We start from the raw sequence: 16,981 nt of genomic DNA on the forward strand, positions 1-16,981 counted from the left end.
CTGTGAAAGGGAAGAGAGTAATTTTTCTCTCAGCATCATCATTTTTCCTCTCATACTTTTCCAGAGTCGCTTGGAGTATTGTGGCACCTCTTTCCACATTAAAGACTACTACTACTGAAGATAGTATAATATTCGCACTTTTCTTCCTAGGCTATATTCTAATCCAAATTCCTTCTGGAACGTTGGCGGATCGTATTTCTGCGAAACGCTTACTTTTCCTCTCTTTATTAGGTGTAGCAGTCACGTCGTTTGTCTCAGCAACTTTTCCTCTCATTACGGTTGAATATCTCGCAAGCTTTCTAATGGGATTTTCTGCTGGTTGGATATATCCTATTACAGTAAAACTACTCAGCACCTCCTTTGATGACAAAGACTTACCTATTGCCATGAGTATTTATAGCATGGCTTGGCCCTTATCTATCGTAGCTTCCGGTATTGTAATACCTTTTCTAGCTTTAACATTTAGTTGGGAGTTCTCATTCTATTTTATAAGTGTATTTTCCATAATTTTAGGTATTTTAGCCCTCCTCTATCTTCCTTCATTGAAGTTAACGAAAAGTATAATTAAGTTTAAGGACGTAATTAGAGATAAGAACTCCATATATATTTCAATTGGAGGTTTTTTATTCTATTTAACATATTGGGTGCTTGTTCTATATCTTTATAAATATTTACTGGGTGTAGTTAGAAACGAATATGTAGCAGGTATAATATACTCGCTCACTGCATTAACCGGAATTTTCTCTACTATTCTAGCTGGATATATAATAAAATCGTTAGGTGTTAAGAGAACATTTCTATTGTTCATAAGCTTGTATAGTTTCTCGTTACTTATTTTTTCATTTACGAAGAACGTAATGGTTATAGGTATTGACGCATTGGCTTTAGGTTTCTTCAGGTTTATTATAACGCCAACGAGTTCTACAGCAGTAGCTGTAATTGGGGGAAAAGAGCGGAGTGGTAGCGTAACTGGATTTGCTAACTTCTTTTGGCAATCTAGCGGTATAGTTGGCTCCATAATAGCCCCTCTACTTATAAACTTATTTACATATACATATTTGTGGACTTTTATTAGTGTACTCTCTTTTCTTTCTTTAATTTTTTACTATAAACTTAAATTTATGAGAGATTATCTTTAATATCAATACTCATTCGTTCAACTTCAGCAGAGGAAAGCGTGTCAAGTATTTTTCTCATATAAGCCTTTACAAAATAGTATATCTTGTATTTTCGAAAAATCTCATACTCTTTTTCTACTACTTGATTTAAATAATCATCAGGTTGATATGTAACTACCTTGAACTTCTTTCCCTCAATCTCAACTTCGTTAGGAACGTTCAACGTAGTAACCAGAAGTATTTCATTATTATTTATTCCAGCCAAGTAAACGTAAAACTTATCCACCTTCTCTAATGCGCTTAACACTATTTCCTTATCATCTAACAACTCTTTTTGCCTCCTCCTCAAATTGCTTGTATGCTTCTTGAATTGGTTTGAAAGTTCTTTTTATAATATCGACATCCTCTATCCTTATCTTAATTATCCAACTATCATAAGGTCTTTCATTAATTAATGAAGGATTTTTTACTACTTCTTCATTTACGTCAAAAACTTCACCCTCTATTGGCAACCTAAACTTACCTATCCATTTAGCACTCTCAATGGAGAATAAAACGCTTCTTCCATTTACTTTCTCGCCCTTCTGTTTCGCTGTAACTTGAAATATTTTGCCAGCCATATATTGTCCTAGATCAGTAACGCCTATACTAATTACATTATTATCTTCTATCCTTACCCACACATGTTTTTCCGGTTCATAAAGTAAATCATCAGGGAAGGTAAACCCTAAGATCTTCATAAATATTTGACATATTTTTAAGCTTATAAACTTTATTTAGTAAACCATAATTATGGTTAATTTCGCAGTTTGGTTAGATGGAGTTATTCTAAAAATAGATCTAACTGACTCACTTTACAAGATTTATAAGGGAGACAAGATTAGCTTACCCATCACTTATGATATTAATGATGATTGGCTCAAAATCTATGATCAGATTAGAGAAGTGGAATTAGCCATTCTCTCTCCCTATGATGAAACTACTACAAAGACCATTTTGGAGAGAATTAATTTGAAACCCAGTTACGTCATAGTCAATAGAGGAAGAACTAAACCATCAAAAGAGCCGTATAGGATTTTAATTGAGGTCTCTAGATGGGATCCTTTACAAATAGTAACTTTAGCATCATCCCCCTTAGATTTACTATCTGCAAGATTTTTCGATTCTAGAATAAAAGTTATTTGCGTGAAGAGATATCAAGACTGTTCTAAATATTCTCCATTCTTATATTCTGCTAATCTAGAAGACGCTATATCCTCACTTAAGAGACTTAAAGTTATAAGGTAGGAAAAGTGTTTTTAAATAAGTTTATAATTTCTGAATGAAATATAAGAATATGTCGATTGAGAATGAGGCAAAGAAGTTAGCTGCTACTTATGCGAGATGGTTAAGAAATCCTCAAGATGCTCTCTTTGGGAAAGATGGGGAGGGAGTTGTTCTTCAAATTTATAAGAAACTAAAGCAAGCTAAGGACAAAAATGAAATACTTGAAATACTCAAGTTAGATCAGTATACATATACAATGGAAAAGACCACGTTGAATGATATGGCCAGATTTATAAGCGATTTACTAAATAAGATTCAGCAAATGGATGATCAATCTGCTTTGCGATTCACTGTAGAGGTATTTAGATATTTTCAAATAGCATTAGCTACTAAATTGGAGGATATGAATAAGGGTTTATGGGCATAGAATTTCCAAAAAATCACGTTAACTTTTTTTGCTAAAATAAGGAAAGATTTATATATACGTTTTTTCTGATATATTCATATGCAAGTAGAGAATATAAGAGTTAGGCTTCCATCTGGAAAAGAAGTTGGATTAGTAGATGCACTGAACTTCTGCTATGATATTTCAGATACTGACTTCCAAGTGTTAAAGACATTGCTGAACAGTGGACCGAAGACTGAAGATGAATTAGCTGAAATGCTTCATTTAAGCAAGGCTTCAATAAATAGATCTGTAAATAAACTAGTTTCATTGGGCTTTGTGGATAGGGTAAAAGATTCTTCATCGAAGGGAGGAAGACCAAGATATATCTATAAGCCCATAGAGGCGGACAGAATTACTGAGAAGATTTCGAGCGATTTCAAATATTGTGCTGACTTATTCTCTAGTACAATACCACAAGAATTGAAAGGAAAGTGAATTAGTTTGTTTTTAACCTTCGTTTTTCTTACATTTAAAAGCAAATCTATCTGGTTCTCTTAAAAAGGCTAACATACATATTTCAGTGTCAAAATAATACTTAATATTATTATAGTCAGTAGTATAGGGAGTACATTCAGCTTCAAATAACCTATTACATACTGGGCATATGACCTTCATGTTGTTAAAAATAAATTTTTTATCTTTATAACGTTAATTCTTTGAGTATGATTGAAGAAATGGATTTAACTTCGTTTGAATGCCCAGAGCCTTTCATGAAGGTAGTTGCAAAACTCATGAAGATAGAGAATGGAGAACTTAAGATTAGGTATAAGGATCCCAAATGCAGGGAAATGTTGTTGGAGGCTATGAAGCTAATGAATTGCAAGGTTCTTGAGGATTCACAACAAGATGGGATATTTTTTATGCATATTAAAAAAGAAAGTAGTAGTTCTGAAAAGCCTAAAAAAATCGAACTAACTGGAGGTTGCTGACAGTATCTTAGAAGCACAGCTAGTTAAATCTTGTTTTATTTTAGTCTCAGCATTATGTATTACCGCATATAGATATTTAGGTCTCCCTATTCTCTTCCCTTCCTCTCCATCCTTATTCCTAACTATCAACCCTATTTCTATTAATTTCTTTAGACTATTTTCAACTGTAGTTTTGCTGAGTTTCATTATGGAAGCTAACTCTTCAGCGGAAATTGGTCTGTTAAGCTCAACTAATTTAAATAGGCACTCAACATCAGTATCTGATATTTTATAACAACATCTTATTGCCTCTTTGCTTTCTGAAAGTTTTAAACTCATAAACTTATTTTATCTTTTCTAGTATTAAAACTTTAACTATTTTTTAAGGATGATACTGGGGGAGGATTATTTACATTATATATTTTTTTCATGTATTCCCTATACATACACCTATCTTGAATAACTATAAGTCCTGCTTTTCTAGCCTTTTCCGCAGCCTCATCATTTCTAATACCTTCCTGCATCCATATTACCTTTACGTCACCAACCTTATTAACTCTCTCCAAAACTTGATCAACAATTTTAGGTACCTCATTTGATGGTCTAAATATCTCAACGATTTCGACCTTATCCGGTACGTCGAGAATCGATGGATAAGACTTTTTACCTAATATTTCACTCGCAGATGGATTTACTGGTATTACGTTATATCCATGATCCATTAAAAACTTGGGCACTTGAAAAGCTGCTTTAGATGGATCTTTAGAGAATCCAACAGTTGCTACATTTTTATATTTAAGTAAAACTTCCCTTATGACTTCCTCTTCATTCTCCATAATATTTACTTGTATTTTTGGCTTTTAAATTTGTCTATGTCAATTTAATGTTTTTCGAAGATTTAGGAGAAATATTTTTATATTAAGTTAACTAAAGCATCTAGGAATGAGAGAATTAAGGTTTTTAGTTGAGAGAAATAATCAAGCTTATATACTAGCAGGTGAAGAGGCTCTTCTTTTATCAGTAGCTAACGGCTACCAACCAGTTTTACGATTTGTAATATTTGACCCTCCAGCAGTTCTTATAGGCTACCATCAAGCAGTTGAGCAAGAAGTGAATATAGAAGAAGTGAAAAAAAAGAGGCTGGGAGATAGGTAGAAGACCTACTGGAGGAGGTACAATTATAATGGGTCCATGGCAATTGGGTTGGGAAATTTACGCGAGCAATGATCTGTTGGGATACACTCCAGAAAGTGCAATAAAGATTGGCGCGGAAGGTGTCATTAGGGCATTAGATAAGTTGGGTATAAAGGCATCTTTTAGACCAAAGAACGATGTGGAGGTAAATGGGAGGAAGATCTCTGGAATTGGAGCGTTTTCTGAGGGTAAGTATATAGCAGTTACCGGCACGATTCTATTGGATTTCGATGCGGACGCAATGGTTTCAGTTCTTAGATTATCTTCTGAAAAACTTAAGGATAAATTAGCGAGAGATTTTAAAGATCGATTAACTTGGATTAATAAGGAATTAACACGCCCAATTGACATGGAAGAATTAATAAAAATCTCTAGAGACTCCTTTGCAGAAACATTAGGGGTAAAACTTGTAGATGGAAACTACAACGAATTTGAAAAGAAGACAATACACGAATTAGGGTTAAAGTACTCATCCCCAGAATGGATATTCAACTTAAGGCGACCATTAATTGGAGATAATATAAGATACGTAGAAAAGAAACTTCCAGGTGGGCTAGTTAAAGTACAAGTCAAAATGGCTAGTAAAAATCTGATAGAATCAGTTCTAATAACCGGTGATTTCTTTATAGAACCGAGAAATGCCATATATGATCTAGAAGCTAGGCTAAAGTGGAGTAGAGTTGAGGATTTAGAAGACGAAATCAAAACGTGGTTTAATAGCGTGAAGGCAATTGGAATAACTGCTGATAATCTCATAAAAATAATAGAAGAGGCGGTAAGATGAGGCCATTATTACTTTACGCTCCCAATTTAAAAAGGTATGAGACTGATTTTTTAGATTCTAGAAAGGGATGGAAGTCCATATCAGTCACAGGGACATATTGTGCATTTAACTGTAAACATTGTGGTAGACGAGTATTAGAATCAATGATTGATGGTTCTGCTCAAGATAAAATTGAGAAAGAAGTAATGGAAGCAGTAAATAGAGGAGATGAGGGAATTATACTATCAGGTGGTTCTACATTGAGAGGAGATGTTCCAATATGGAAGTATTCTAACTTATTGAAAAGATATTCCGATAAACTCACAATAATAGCGCATACTGGTGTAGTTAAAAATGAAGAAATAGCTATGAAATTTAAGGAAAGCGGTGTAAAAATCGCACTGCTGGATATGATATCTGATAATGATGCAATTAGAGATATTTTAGGGCAGCCATTTACCGTAAATGATTATCTAAACTCATTTAAATATCTGAAAAAGGTAGGTATAAAAATAGTTCCTCATATAATATTAGGATTGAGTAAAAAGGGGTTAGAAGGCGACTTAGAGTCAATAAGATTACTTCAAGAAGTTAATCCTGACGCACTAATAATCGTTGGCCTCATGCCACTAGTTGGAACACAGATGAATAATTCTAGACCTCCAACTCCGGAGGAGATGATAGTTGCCCTAAAAACTGCGAGGGATACTTTTCCTAATATTCCGATTAACTTAGGTTGTGCAAGACCCAGAGGTAAATCATTTCTCGAGGTAGAAAAGTTTGCTGTGGATTACGATATTGACGCAATAGCTTTTCCGGAAGACGAAACGTACGAATATGCAAAAGGTAAAAGGGAAATATTTTTAAGTTATGCTTGTTGTGGTAATGTAGTTTTTGATATATTTAAGGTGATAACCTCATGACACTACGTCTAGTTTCAAGTCCAGATTGGGTAAGACTAAGTTTTGGAGCAGATATGGTACTAGGTTTTTCTTCTGGAGTGTTTTTAAAGGGAGCTCTAAATACTACGATAAATCTGTTGCAATATTATCCAGATGGATGCAAAGCAAATTGCTCATACTGTGGTCAAGCTAGAGAAGTAGCCAATGGTCCAGAATGTAAAACCTTAATAAGGGTAGAATGGCCACTTAGACCTTTAAATGAGGTATTAAAGAGGATTTATGAAAGACAAGGTAACCCACAATACGGTCTTCAGAGAATATGTGTAGGTCAATTAGCTCATCCTAGGGCTTCACCAGATGCCATAGAGATAACAAGAAGGATAAGGGAGGCTGGAATTGAACTACAAATTTCAGAGTTAGTGACGGCCACTTATACGTTTAAACATCACATGATTGAAATGAGGAAAGCAGGAGCTGATATGATTGATGTTGCAATAGATGCTGCAAATGAGAAAGTGTTTGAAGAACTAAGAGGTAAGAAGGCTAGAAGCATGCACTCATGGAAGAGGTATTTAGAAGCAATAGATGAGGCAGTGGAAGTATTTGGTAAAAAGAACGCTGGTATTCACTTAATAATAGGGTTAGGTGAGACTGAGGAAGATGCAGTAAATCTGATGTGGTACGCTCATAGTAGGGGAGCTAAAATCTCGCTCTTCGCATTTTACCCAGAAGCTGGAACTCCAATGGAGAAGAAAAAACCAGTCCCAGTTCACGTCTATAGGAGAATGCAAATAGCTAGGTGGCTAATTGAAAATGATATTGTTGATATCAACGCGTTTAAGTTTGATGATAAGGGAGAACTGATTGATATAGAAATGCCATCTGGTATAACCTTAGACGAAGTAGCCCCAGCATTTATGACTAGTGGATGTCCAGGTTGTAATAGACCATACTCCAATGAGCGGCCAGGTAGAGTATTAAAGAATATTCCTTGGTATCTAAATAGAGAAATGACTTTACGTTCAATCAAAGCTTCTAGATTAGAATCCCTAATAAAGAAAGTAGTAAGGTAAATATGTTCATAAAAGATGGCTCTCTAATAAGTTATTTTTCAAGCGGTTTTCCTTCGCATGTAAGAGTAAAGGCAATAGATATTTCATCTCCCGATCTTAAATTGTTTTACTCCCCGGTTAAAGGTGAGATCGTAGATATAGTACGATTCGAGATAGGACGGCCAAATAGGTTTTCTAAGACTAACTACGATTATATGGTCTTAATTGAAAATGAAAATAGAAAGAGGATAAAGATCCTTCACGTCTTACCATGGGTGGAGAAAGGCGAATATGTTAAAGAGGGGCAAACAATAGGGGAATTTCTTCAAACACCTTATACTGGTGGTGATTTTCCTCACGCTCACATTGAAGGTATTACAATAAGATTTCCAAAGCTTTCAACTTATAGATATTCTAAAATTGGTATAGTGCACAAGAAAGATAAGGAGTTTTTTGATGTGATAATAAAGGACTTTGCTGAAGCTGGAAAGCTTAGAGGATTAGGTTGTTGTGGAGGATTATTGAATGCGAGTTTACCCTACGCTTGTTATGGTGGAATCATTGGGGGATTCTCTGGTCAATTGTCACTTTATGGCCTAAATTTAGGATATCTAGCGGTTAAACGTAGAACTTACCTCTTGTTTGAAGGTAAGAAGAACTTATTAAGAAATTGGGAGGAAGACGCTTCATTCAAGGTTCTTGCAAATAAGCCCATATGTGGTTTCGCGTTTATGGAAGTTGTTCTATCTTATAATGGTTACCCCATGATTAGATTCTTTTTAAACGACATAAATGTGAATGAAGGTGATGAGATTGATATATCAGAGTTCATTAGGAATCGTTTGGGATCAAAGATTTACTGAAATTTCGTTCTCTCATCCCATGATTAGGGATATGTCTAAGGCCAGAGTAAGAGATTTCATCAAATTAGTTAAGGAAAAACTCTCATTCATAGAAATAAGGCCGGAATACGCTACTGAAGAAGACTTAACGACAGTTCATACAAGGGATTACGTTAGTTTACTAAAAGAGAGCAGTAAGATTCCCTATATAGGATTTTTAGATCAAGGCGATACAATTCATTATCCGGGGATGTTTGAAGACATCCTACTAGTATTAGGTTCTTCATTTACTTCCATAAAGTATTCTAAATTCTTAGATTACGTCTACATTCCCATAGGTGGATTTCATCATGCAATACCTAATAAGGCAGTAGGGTTTTGTCCGATCAACGATGTTGCAATAGCGGCTCTTAAGCTATTTGAAAAGGGCGAAAGGGTTGCTATTGTTGATATCGATGCTCATCATGGAAATGGTCTACAATTCATACTATATGATAAACCAATTTTAAAGATGAATATTTACGCATATGATGGTAACTTCTTCCCTGGAACCGGTAAGATTTATGAAATAGGTGAGGGTGAGGGGAAGGGTTATAATATTAATATTCCTTTATCTTTAGGATCGACTGATGATATCTTCGAGAAAAGTCTGGAAATATTGGATTTATTAGAGGTCTATAGTCCTTCCTATATTCTAGTCATAGCTGGGGTAGATGGTCATAAAGATGATCAGCTAAAATCCTTAGAACTAACAACCAATTCCTATAACCTATTAGGTCTTAGAATAAGAAGAATAAAAAGGGATACTAATGCTAGTATAATAGCTTACGGTGGAGGAGGATATGGTCCAATGTCCTCCTTAAGTATGGTTTCATTTTTAGAAGGATTAGTAGGTAGAAGAACTTCTTATGAACCACTTACATTTTCTAAGGATATAGGAGAGATAAAAAGAATAGAAAAAATTATTTCAAGATTTAAAATTCTTTCCGATTTCTTTAGCTAATTCAAGCATTAATCCTAAAGTATAGCTAACGTCTTTATCGCTTGTAATTCTCAATAATCCCATAGTTCCAACTGGCCTTACGTTTGGCACATCATTAACCCAAGCTTTGAACGCCTTAGAGAACTTATCCATGACCATAACTAGTCCGTTAACGAATTGTGGATCAGACATTATCTCTAATAGTTGCATTAGTCTATCTAAACTACCAGACTTCTGCATTTCAACCAACTTATTTGTTAACATAAGTAATGAATTAACGTCTACTTGTGATATTATCTTAACAGTCTTTTCATCTGTTAGTTTCTTTAATAGTGGCATTGCTGCTTCTAGGGCACTAAGTGAAGACGCAATATCAAATTGCTGAATGATCTTTATTGCCTTATCGCTTGTTAGTTGTTTCATGATCGGTGTTAAGGCTTCTAATGCGTTAAACATAGCATCCAGGTCTAAACTTTTTATTAAATTTAGAGTTCTTTCGCTTGTTAGTTTTTCTAGTATTGGCCATATTGCTTGTATTTTTGGTAGTTGGTCCATTCCGAAGGATATGAGTGTGTTTATTAGGTCTGCCTTTTGTACTGCATCAAGTAGTGATATTCCTTGTTCCATTAAGTTAACTAACATGTCAATTTGACCTTTGCTAGACATCTGATCCATTAATGATGCAAGTTTATTTAGTGTAGGAGCCATCTTCGACGCTAGGTTAAGCAACATATCGATATCTAAGGCTTCAATAGTCTTAACAGTCTTCTCATTTGCAAGTTTCGTAAGAATTGGTACTAATTTCGAAGTACTATCTATTAAAGAGTCATAGTCTATTTGATCAAGTATCTTTAACGCTTTTTCATCTGTTAACTTCTTTATTACGGGAGATAATTTCTCTAACGCTGTAAGTGTAGAGTCTAAGTCTATCTGTGATAATAACTGTAAAGCTCTTTCGCTTGTTAGTTTTTCTAGTATTGGCCATATTGCTTGTATTTTTGGTAGTTGGTCCATTCCGAAGGATATGAGTGTGTTTATTAGGTCTGCCTTTTGTACTGCATCAAGTATGGAAACTGTTTGATCAAATAATGAAAGTAAGAAGTCCACTTGCCCTTTCTTATCCATCTCCGTTATCTTATCAGTTAATTTCTCTATTGTGGGTAACGCGTCGACTATCTTGGACAATCTACTTAAGTTTTCTGGTTTTAATATTTCCTCAAGTGGATCTACTGTTGAAATGCTCATACTACTATACCCTAAATTAATTAATCCGGCATGTTTATATATATTTAATATGTTTGCAGTTATCTCACCAAGTGCATTTGGAAAATTAAAAGAAATACTGGGTTCAAATAAGAATTATAAATTTGTCATTACAACATTAGGAGTTTCTTTTGCGATAAAGAATGGTATTGATATTGATAATGCACTAGATCATGGAGTAATAGTCAGAGCTTTTTCTCACAAACCTCCTAAGGTTGGAGATCTACCACAATATGAATCTGAAGCAATTATGGTTGCCTTAGAGCTGAACGCACTACTTATAGCGGAGGATAAGGATGTTATAGGTAAGGCAAAAGAACTTGGAGTTAACGCAGTTCAGATTGAAGAGCTTTTAACATCATCTTGAGTATCATAGTTGAAGGGAATCCACCTGGAATTTCCACCTTTTCGTTAAATATAATTTTTGGTACACTCAAAATCCTATACTTGTCTCTTTCCTCCTCATACTCTGTAGTATCGTAGATCTCCAATTTAACATTCTCATTTATTTGTGATACTTGATATAAGAACTCCGCGGTAATTGGACATTTAGTGCAATCTGGGGTTACAAACAATTTAACGTTTCCCCTCACTTGCCTTGCCAACTCCATCTCCTTTTCATCTAGGTTAACAATGTTATTAGAGATTCTTACTAACGAGTTAAGAAATGGCCATAGCTCATTTGCTATTGGAATACCATTATAAGTATAGTAAACTCTATCTCCCTTCTTAACTTTAACAAGAGGTTTTTTACAATTATCTAGGGTCTCCACTTTGACGTAATTTTTAAACTCATGAAATAAGTCATCTCCATTACAATGCTGGATCGTTATATCTCCCTTCTTAATCGCGTTAAGATACTCCTTAATAACGTAATCATAGCTCATATGAAATACCTCAAACTTTCTATACCTTCTAGTGATTTAATAATTGAGTTTTCTAAATCTTCTCTATTTTGAAACCTTTTAATAATATAAATGGTTGTACCATTCAATTCATATTCCAATGGTGCTCCTAATCCTTGAGAGATCCTAGATGCTCTTGCATACTTTGTCCCCATTCCTATCAGATCATCTAAACTCTCCTTACCTGTAGGTAATGGAATTGGCAAAAATATGGCTGAGTTTTCAATAAAGAACTCATAGTCATCCATTATCACCCTTTCCCTTTTTCCCTCATTAAATAGGGAAAATCCCTTCTTCCTTAAGTACTCCTCAAGTTTTCCCATCCTTGCTCTTATATCTATCCACATCTAAATCAAAAAAGCCCTTCGCTGCGTTAACTATGGCCTCAGATAATGAAGGATGAACAAAAGGCATTAGCGCTAAACTCTCTATTCTCATTCTATTATTTACTACTAACGTTAAAATATTGATTAATTCTTCAGCTTTGTCACCAATTACTTCTCCAAAAACTATCTCATTCCTCTCATTTATTCCTATTTTAACGTAGCCATCCTTTATTCCGTTAATAATCGCCCTTGTGATAGCAGCGAATGGGAAAACTGAAAACTTCTTAGCTTCTTTGTGATCACCTATAACACCTACTTGCGGATCGGTGTATAATACTACAGGTATTTTAAAATTGTCTGGTGGAATAAACGCAGTCTCCTTAAGGATATGTAGTGACGCAACTAAGGCATCGAACATCGCCGAATGTGCCGTTTTCCTTTCCTTATTTATCACATCACCTATTGCATATGCATTATTCTTTATTTGTTTATATTTGTCAACATTTATTCCACATTCATCAATTTCTAACCCGAGTTTCTCTATACCTTTGGGGAGCTGTGGTCTTCTTCCAGTAGCGTAAACTACCACATTTCCCTCTATCTCACCCTTCTCCGTGATCACTTTACCATCACGAAGCTTCACTATTCTAGTGTTTTCCACTACATTTACTCCATCGAACTCTAAGGAATCTTTCACAACACTCCTAACATCCTCTGGAAAAGTTGGTAAAATTTCACTTCTAGATAACAAGGTAACTTGTGATCCTAATCTGGAATATATTTGAGCTATCTCAACTCCTGCGTAACCTCCACCAATTACTACCATGGAAGAAGGTATGGAATTCAAATTGACCGCATCATCCTCACTTATTGCATCGTCAATACCATCAATATTCGGTATCATCGGTTTTGAACCGGTAGCTATAATTAACTTATCGAATTCAACAATTCTCCCATTTACCTTTACTTCACTAGGAGAAATTATTTCAGCCTCGCCTAACTCGGTCTCACCACCTGAATCCTCAATTAACCTCCTACCTGCATTTGATAAATAATTTACAATTTCATTTCTCTTACTAAAAAGAAGATCCTTGTATTCAATTTCACCATCTAAACCTAGATAGTACACAATTTCTTTAAATCTGTTTAATAAGAAAGTTACGTCAAAAAGAAAAATACTTGGCACACAACCGAAGTTTACACAAACTCCGCCAAATTTCTCCTTTTCGATTACTATTACCTTCTTGCCTTTTCGCGCCAATATGCTTCCAGCAACATAACCAGCAGTACCGCCACCAATCACTACTATATCATATTTCATGCTAGATCATTTAGAAGAATAATGTCCTATCAGCTTCCATTGTTAGATCTATTAACGTAGATCCTCCAACTAGTTCTATACCTTCTACCACATCATCTTCTTTCATATGACACATATCCTTTAAGCTTTGTACACAAACATACATCTTAACTCCATTGTCCTTTGCCATATCGAAGAAGTGTATGAATGGATTCCCACCCTTTTTTCTCTCCTCCTCTTGCCATTTCTTATCTAGTAGTTTTGGTCCCTTTATCATAAAGAACACTGAAGTCTCATATTCCATTGAAGCTGCTATTGAAGCCATAAATAATGGGGCATATGTCCTATCTAAATCCTCAGGACCATGAGTTACTACAATTAATATCTTCTTTTTTTGCTCTTCTTCTTGACCCTGAGTTTGAGCTTGAGCCATATTTTATTCCCAATTATAACTTCTTAAAGAACTTACTTAAATTTTTTATTAAACCTTTATTCTCTACTAATAGGTTGCGGAAAATAGGAAATAATTAAAATAAATGAAAAGGATAAAGCTTAAATAACTTAAACGTAAAAATAAATATGGTGAAAAAATGGTCGAAGAAAAGAAGAAGAAATTATCAATAATAGTCTTCTCTGGTACGATAGATAAGTTAATGCCAGTTGGAATTTTAACATCAGGTGCCGCAGCATCTGGATATGAAGTTAACTTGTTCTTCACATTTTGGGGGTTACAAGCAATCACGAAAAGGAGTCTGAATAGTCAACAACCACCTCAGATTGATAAGAACTACGAACAAATGGGTCCAGTAATGATGCAAAAGATGCAGGAAATGAAGTTCCCAATGTGGCATCAACTAGTACAACAAGCTAAGGAGGTTGGAGAAGTTAAAGTATTTGCATGCTCTACCACTATGGAGTTCTTCGGAATAAAGAGAGAAGATCTAGCTGAGTTCGTAGATGATGTAGTAGGTGTTGCCACATTCTTAGATAGAGCGGAAGGAGGAACCACTCTATTTATCTGAGGTGAAAGGGTATGTCTCAAGAGGTTAGGATTGCAAAGACGTTAGATGCTAGGGGGATGTATTGCCCCGGCCCAGTTTTAGAAACTGCAAAGGCAATTAAGCAAATAAATGTTGGTGAGGTTTTGGAAATACTTGCAACTGATCCTGCTGCGAAACCTGACATTGAAGCGTGGGCTAGGAGAACCGGAAACCAAGTAGTTGACATACAACAACAAGGAGGAGTAACAAGGATATTAATTAAAAGAATGAAATAAGTTAAGCTAGAATTCTTTTTTAACAAAGTTTATAAGTATCTAATTCTTCTATTTAATTGTGAAATGGTATGGCTACTAAAACTATATTGCCTCCTCTTCCTGACGATCCAAGATTTCTAGATATGTCATATGATGTTCAAGGACCACTACCGGAAGAAGAGAGGAACTTGCTAAGTAATTTAAAACCAGAGGATAGAGAAGTAGCGATAAAGTTCTGGGAAGCTGTTAAGAGCGATTTCAGATATGACGAGTATTTAAGAGGGTGTTTGAACTGTGGCGTTTGTACCTCAGGCTGCCCCGCGGCAAAATTCTACGATTTCGGTCCTAGGGAAATGATACAGTATATGATGAGGGATGAAGTGGACAAGATATGGGAGTTTGTAAATAAGAAAGTTTGGGCTTGCGTACAATGCTACACTTGCTCAATGAGATGTCCATTTAATAATGAAATAGCTGGTTTGATAATGGTATTAAGAGAATACGCTGTGAAATTTGGTTTACAATCAGCTAAGGAAGTATTAGCTCCTTATAGAAGAGTCTTATTAACAGTAATCACAACGGGTAATCAAGTTACACCAGATATGATCCAACCCGATGCCTTCCCAGATTGGGGACCACAAGCTGTAGAGGAGTCTAAGAATATGGATGTGTATAGGAAGGCAGTTCCAGTTGATCTTTTACAGAGGACTGATATAGGCTGGCACGCTTCATTACAGACTGCAGTTGAAATGATGACTATATTTGTCGAAGCAGGGGTTCTAGATTCCTTAAAGAACGTCGATAAGGACTTATATGATATGATTATGGATATATATGAGGAAAGGAAGCAACAATTAGAGGAAATCAAGGAGAAGTGGGAGAAAGGGGAGTTAAAGGAAGATGACCTACCAGATAGTTGGTTAGAGTTATAGTATACTTTTTCTTTATAGGAGTATTTTTTCTGTAAAGTTTGTTACTATATAAACTGTATCATAATACTAAGAGTGAGTTGGTTGTATCTGTAACTAACGTTTTTACCTCAAGTTGTGATAAAAATTATATTTACCCTTTCTTCTTGTTAGAAAGAAGTTTTAAAATAAAGTTTATAAATCTGAAATAACTAATATAAATAAGGTGGAATGTTGAGTCAAGAAGAGAAGCAAATTCAAAAGGCTGTTCAAGAAGCCTTCCCGATGTCTGATAATGTTGATTGGAATGAAGTTTATCAGAGGATAATTTATAGATATAGTACACCTCATGGGCTAGAACACGTTAAAGAGGAAATGTATAAATTGGAGGATAAAGGTGAAATCATTATACATCATATTAAGCCCTATAACAATCCAGTAGAAGCTCAAACACTAAATGGATCTCCAAAGAAAATACCCACAACCAAATTATGGCATCATAAGAGTTGTGGGCAATGTGGTCACATTCCCGGTTATCCAACCTCTGTTTTCTGGGTGATGAATAAGTTAGAGATAGATTATCTAGATGAACCCCATCAGACCTCATGTACTGGATGGAACTATCACGCTTCTGGTGCGTCTAACCCCGTAGCCTTGGCAGGAGTATATGTAAGGAACATGTGGAGAGCTTATGAAACAGGTTACTTCCCATTAATACATTGTGGAACCTCATTTGGCCATTATAAAGAAGTTAGGAACATGATAATACTACACAAGGAGATAAGAGATAAGCTAAGACCAATTATGAGAAAATTGGACATGGATATTGTAATACCAGAAGAAGTAGTTCACTATTCTGAATGGTTATATGTAATGAGTAAGAAAGCTGCACAACAGAAAAAGTACACTCTAGATAATATTAAAGCAGCTGTTCACACCCCATGCCATGTTTATAAGCTAGTTCCAGAGGACACTGTTTACGATCCGGAAGTATTCCAAGGTAGAAGGCCAGCAGCACCATCTGGAACGGTACAGAATTTCGGCGCTAAGCTAGTGGATTATTCAACCTGGTGGGATTGTTGTGGATTCGGATTTAGACATATCCTAACAGAGAGGGAATTCAGTAGGAGTTTCGCATTATTTAAGAAGGTTATACCAGCAGTTGAGGAGGGAAATGCTGATGTCTTTGTAACTTCCGATACGGGATGTGTTACTACACTAGATAAGAGTCAGTGGGCTGGAAAGGCTCATGGCTTCAATTATAACCTACCGGTGTTAGCTGATGCGCAGTTTGCGGCTTTAGCAATGGGTGCAGATCCCTACATAATTGCACAAATTCACTGGCACGCAACAGATGTCGAAGGTTTCTTAAGAAGGATAGGCGTTCCAGTAGATGACTATAAAGAGAAGTTCGTACAATATCTACAAGATTTAAGAGAAGGTAATGCTGAGCCACAATACTTGTATCCAAAGCATAGAAAGATTGACTTCTACTTATCCTTGCCAGATAGAGTAAAATGGTATAAGAAGGAGGTACCAAAGTAAATAG

Annotated in this window: 24 protein-coding genes and 1 pseudogene; 15 read left to right on the forward strand and 10 right to left on the reverse strand. The window is 35.4% G+C overall.

Annotated elements, in window-relative coordinates:
• Positions 1-2: 2 nt before the first annotated feature.
• Positions 3-1,139: an MFS transporter gene (locus tag YN1551_RS08530; RefSeq protein ID WP_012717551.1), complete on the forward strand. Its 1,137-nt coding sequence runs from the start codon at positions 3-5 to the stop codon at positions 1,137-1,139.
• Here the strand turns inward: YN1551_RS08530 and YN1551_RS08535 are convergent.
• On the reverse strand, positions 1,120-1,446 hold the full coding sequence (locus YN1551_RS08535) for a hypothetical protein (RefSeq protein WP_012711147.1): 327 nt from the start codon (positions 1,444-1,446) through the stop codon (positions 1,120-1,122). The genes YN1551_RS08530 and YN1551_RS08535 overlap by 20 nt on opposite strands.
• The gene (locus tag YN1551_RS08540; protein WP_012713567.1) at positions 1,436-1,858 is read right to left on the reverse strand and encodes a glycine cleavage system protein H; all 423 of its coding nucleotides are present in this window, start codon (positions 1,856-1,858) and stop codon (positions 1,436-1,438) included. The genes YN1551_RS08535 and YN1551_RS08540 overlap by 11 nt, the downstream gene beginning before the upstream one ends.
• A 52-nt stretch (positions 1,859-1,910) precedes the next feature.
• Here YN1551_RS08540 and YN1551_RS08545 point away from each other — a divergent pair, with 52 nt between their 5' ends.
• The 3 genes from YN1551_RS08545 (at position 1,911) to lrs14 (ending at position 3,267) form a co-directional block, all read left to right on the forward strand.
• Positions 1,911-2,405, forward strand: coding sequence for a hypothetical protein (locus YN1551_RS08545; protein WP_012713566.1), 495 nt, complete (start codon positions 1,911-1,913; stop codon positions 2,403-2,405).
• Positions 2,406-2,439: 34 nt separating this feature from the next.
• Positions 2,440-2,811, forward strand: a complete 372-nt coding sequence (locus YN1551_RS08550) for a hypothetical protein (protein WP_012713565.1) — start codon at positions 2,440-2,442, stop codon at positions 2,809-2,811.
• Between the two features lie 78 nt (positions 2,812-2,889).
• Positions 2,890-3,267 (forward strand): HTH-type transcriptional regulator Lrs14, encoded by a 378-nt coding sequence (gene lrs14, locus YN1551_RS08555; RefSeq protein WP_012711143.1) that lies wholly within the window; start codon positions 2,890-2,892, stop codon positions 3,265-3,267.
• Positions 3,268-3,279: 12 nt separating this feature from the next.
• Here the strand turns inward: lrs14 and YN1551_RS15900 are convergent, their stop codons facing one another.
• The gene (locus YN1551_RS15900; protein ID WP_012711142.1) at positions 3,280-3,447 is read right to left on the reverse strand and encodes a YHS domain-containing protein; all 168 of its coding nucleotides are present in this window, start codon (positions 3,445-3,447) and stop codon (positions 3,280-3,282) included.
• A gap of 47 nt (positions 3,448-3,494) precedes the next feature.
• Here YN1551_RS15900 and YN1551_RS08560 point away from each other — a divergent pair, with 47 nt between their 5' ends.
• Positions 3,495-3,761, forward strand: coding sequence for a sulfurtransferase TusA family protein (locus tag YN1551_RS08560; protein WP_012711141.1), 267 nt, complete (start codon positions 3,495-3,497; stop codon positions 3,759-3,761).
• On the opposite strand, the gene YN1551_RS08565 is transcribed toward YN1551_RS08560, so the two are convergent.
• Together YN1551_RS08565 and YN1551_RS08570 are read right to left on the reverse strand one after the other, a co-directional pair.
• Positions 3,744-4,079: a helix-turn-helix domain-containing protein gene (locus YN1551_RS08565; protein ID WP_012711140.1), complete on the reverse strand. Its 336-nt coding sequence runs from the start codon at positions 4,077-4,079 to the stop codon at positions 3,744-3,746. The genes YN1551_RS08560 and YN1551_RS08565 overlap by 18 nt on opposite strands.
• A gap of 32 nt (positions 4,080-4,111) precedes the next feature.
• On the reverse strand, positions 4,112-4,576 hold the full coding sequence (locus YN1551_RS08570) for a CoA-binding protein (RefSeq protein ID WP_012711139.1): 465 nt from the start codon (positions 4,574-4,576) through the stop codon (positions 4,112-4,114).
• 106 nt (positions 4,577-4,682) lie between these two features.
• Here YN1551_RS08570 and YN1551_RS08575 point away from each other — a divergent pair.
• The 5 genes and pseudogenes from YN1551_RS08575 to YN1551_RS08595 all read left to right on the forward strand — a co-directional run bounded on the left by YN1551_RS08575 (position 4,683) and on the right by YN1551_RS08595 (position 9,496).
• Positions 4,683-5,718, forward strand: a pseudogene (locus tag YN1551_RS08575) (lipoate--protein ligase family protein).
• Entirely contained in the window at positions 5,715-6,620 is a 906-nt protein-coding gene (locus YN1551_RS08580; protein ID WP_012713562.1) for a radical SAM protein, read from the forward strand. Before YN1551_RS08575 ends, YN1551_RS08580 begins: the two are co-directional and overlap by 4 nt.
• Entirely contained in the window at positions 6,617-7,672 is a 1,056-nt protein-coding gene (locus YN1551_RS08585) for a radical SAM protein (protein WP_012713561.1), read from the forward strand. The genes YN1551_RS08580 and YN1551_RS08585 overlap by 4 nt, the downstream gene beginning before the upstream one ends.
• 2 nt (positions 7,673-7,674) lie before the next feature.
• Complete coding sequence (locus tag YN1551_RS08590) at positions 7,675-8,514, forward strand: hypothetical protein (RefSeq protein WP_012716064.1); 840 nt, start codon at positions 7,675-7,677, stop codon at positions 8,512-8,514.
• On the forward strand, positions 8,459-9,496 hold the full coding sequence (locus tag YN1551_RS08595; RefSeq protein ID WP_012713559.1) for a histone deacetylase family protein: 1,038 nt from the start codon (positions 8,459-8,461) through the stop codon (positions 9,494-9,496). Before YN1551_RS08590 ends, YN1551_RS08595 begins: the two co-directional genes overlap by 56 nt.
• Here YN1551_RS08595 and YN1551_RS08600 read toward each other — a convergent pair.
• Positions 9,461-10,720 (reverse strand): DUF1641 domain-containing protein, encoded by a 1,260-nt coding sequence (locus YN1551_RS08600; protein WP_012713558.1) that lies wholly within the window; start codon positions 10,718-10,720, stop codon positions 9,461-9,463. The two genes, YN1551_RS08595 and YN1551_RS08600, sit on opposite strands and share 36 nt — an antisense overlap.
• Here YN1551_RS08600 and YN1551_RS08605 point away from each other — a divergent pair.
• Entirely contained in the window at positions 10,713-11,105 is a 393-nt protein-coding gene (locus YN1551_RS08605; RefSeq protein WP_012711132.1) for a PIN domain-containing protein, read from the forward strand. The genes YN1551_RS08600 and YN1551_RS08605 overlap by 8 nt on opposite strands.
• On the opposite strand, the gene YN1551_RS08610 is transcribed toward YN1551_RS08605, so the two are convergent.
• Genes YN1551_RS08610 through YN1551_RS08625 form a run of 4 tightly spaced genes read right to left on the reverse strand, consistent with a single transcriptional unit; the run spans position 11,065 to position 13,702 of the window.
• Positions 11,065-11,625, reverse strand: coding sequence for a thioredoxin family protein (locus tag YN1551_RS08610; protein WP_012716063.1), 561 nt, complete (start codon positions 11,623-11,625; stop codon positions 11,065-11,067). The genes YN1551_RS08605 and YN1551_RS08610 overlap by 41 nt on opposite strands.
• Positions 11,622-11,990 carry a hypothetical protein gene (locus YN1551_RS08615; protein ID WP_012713556.1) on the reverse strand — a complete coding sequence of 123 codons (369 nt, stop codon included), beginning with the start codon at positions 11,988-11,990 and terminating at the stop codon, positions 11,622-11,624. Before YN1551_RS08615 ends, YN1551_RS08610 begins: the two co-directional genes overlap by 4 nt.
• Positions 11,953-13,290 carry a dihydrolipoyl dehydrogenase family protein gene (locus YN1551_RS08620; protein ID WP_012716062.1) on the reverse strand — a complete coding sequence of 446 codons (1,338 nt, stop codon included), beginning with the start codon at positions 13,288-13,290 and terminating at the stop codon, positions 11,953-11,955. Before YN1551_RS08620 ends, YN1551_RS08615 begins: the two co-directional genes overlap by 38 nt.
• Positions 13,291-13,300: 10 nt before the next feature.
• Entirely contained in the window at positions 13,301-13,702 is a 402-nt protein-coding gene (locus YN1551_RS08625) for a DsrE family protein (RefSeq protein ID WP_012713554.1), read from the reverse strand.
• Between the two features lie 157 nt (positions 13,703-13,859).
• Between YN1551_RS08625 and YN1551_RS08630 the strand changes: the two genes are divergently transcribed.
• From YN1551_RS08630 to YN1551_RS08645, 4 genes are all read left to right on the forward strand, one after another.
• Complete coding sequence (locus YN1551_RS08630) at positions 13,860-14,291, forward strand: DsrE/DsrF/DrsH-like family protein (protein ID WP_012711127.1); 432 nt, start codon at positions 13,860-13,862, stop codon at positions 14,289-14,291.
• Positions 14,292-14,302: 11 nt separating this feature from the next.
• Positions 14,303-14,545 (forward strand): sulfurtransferase TusA family protein, encoded by a 243-nt coding sequence (locus tag YN1551_RS08635; RefSeq protein ID WP_009989047.1) that lies wholly within the window; start codon positions 14,303-14,305, stop codon positions 14,543-14,545.
• A 68-nt stretch (positions 14,546-14,613) separates the two neighbouring features.
• The gene (locus YN1551_RS08640; protein ID WP_012717552.1) at positions 14,614-15,456 is read left to right on the forward strand and encodes a 4Fe-4S dicluster domain-containing protein; all 843 of its coding nucleotides are present in this window, start codon (positions 14,614-14,616) and stop codon (positions 15,454-15,456) included.
• Positions 15,457-15,663: 207 nt separating this feature from the next.
• On the forward strand, positions 15,664-16,977 hold the full coding sequence (locus YN1551_RS08645) for a CoB--CoM heterodisulfide reductase iron-sulfur subunit B family protein (protein WP_012711124.1): 1,314 nt from the start codon (positions 15,664-15,666) through the stop codon (positions 16,975-16,977).
• Positions 16,978-16,981: the final 4 nt, after the last annotated feature.

Source organism: Sulfolobus islandicus Y.N.15.51, assembly GCF_000022485.1.
GTDB lineage: Archaea > Thermoproteota > Thermoprotei_A > Sulfolobales > Sulfolobaceae > Saccharolobus > Saccharolobus islandicus.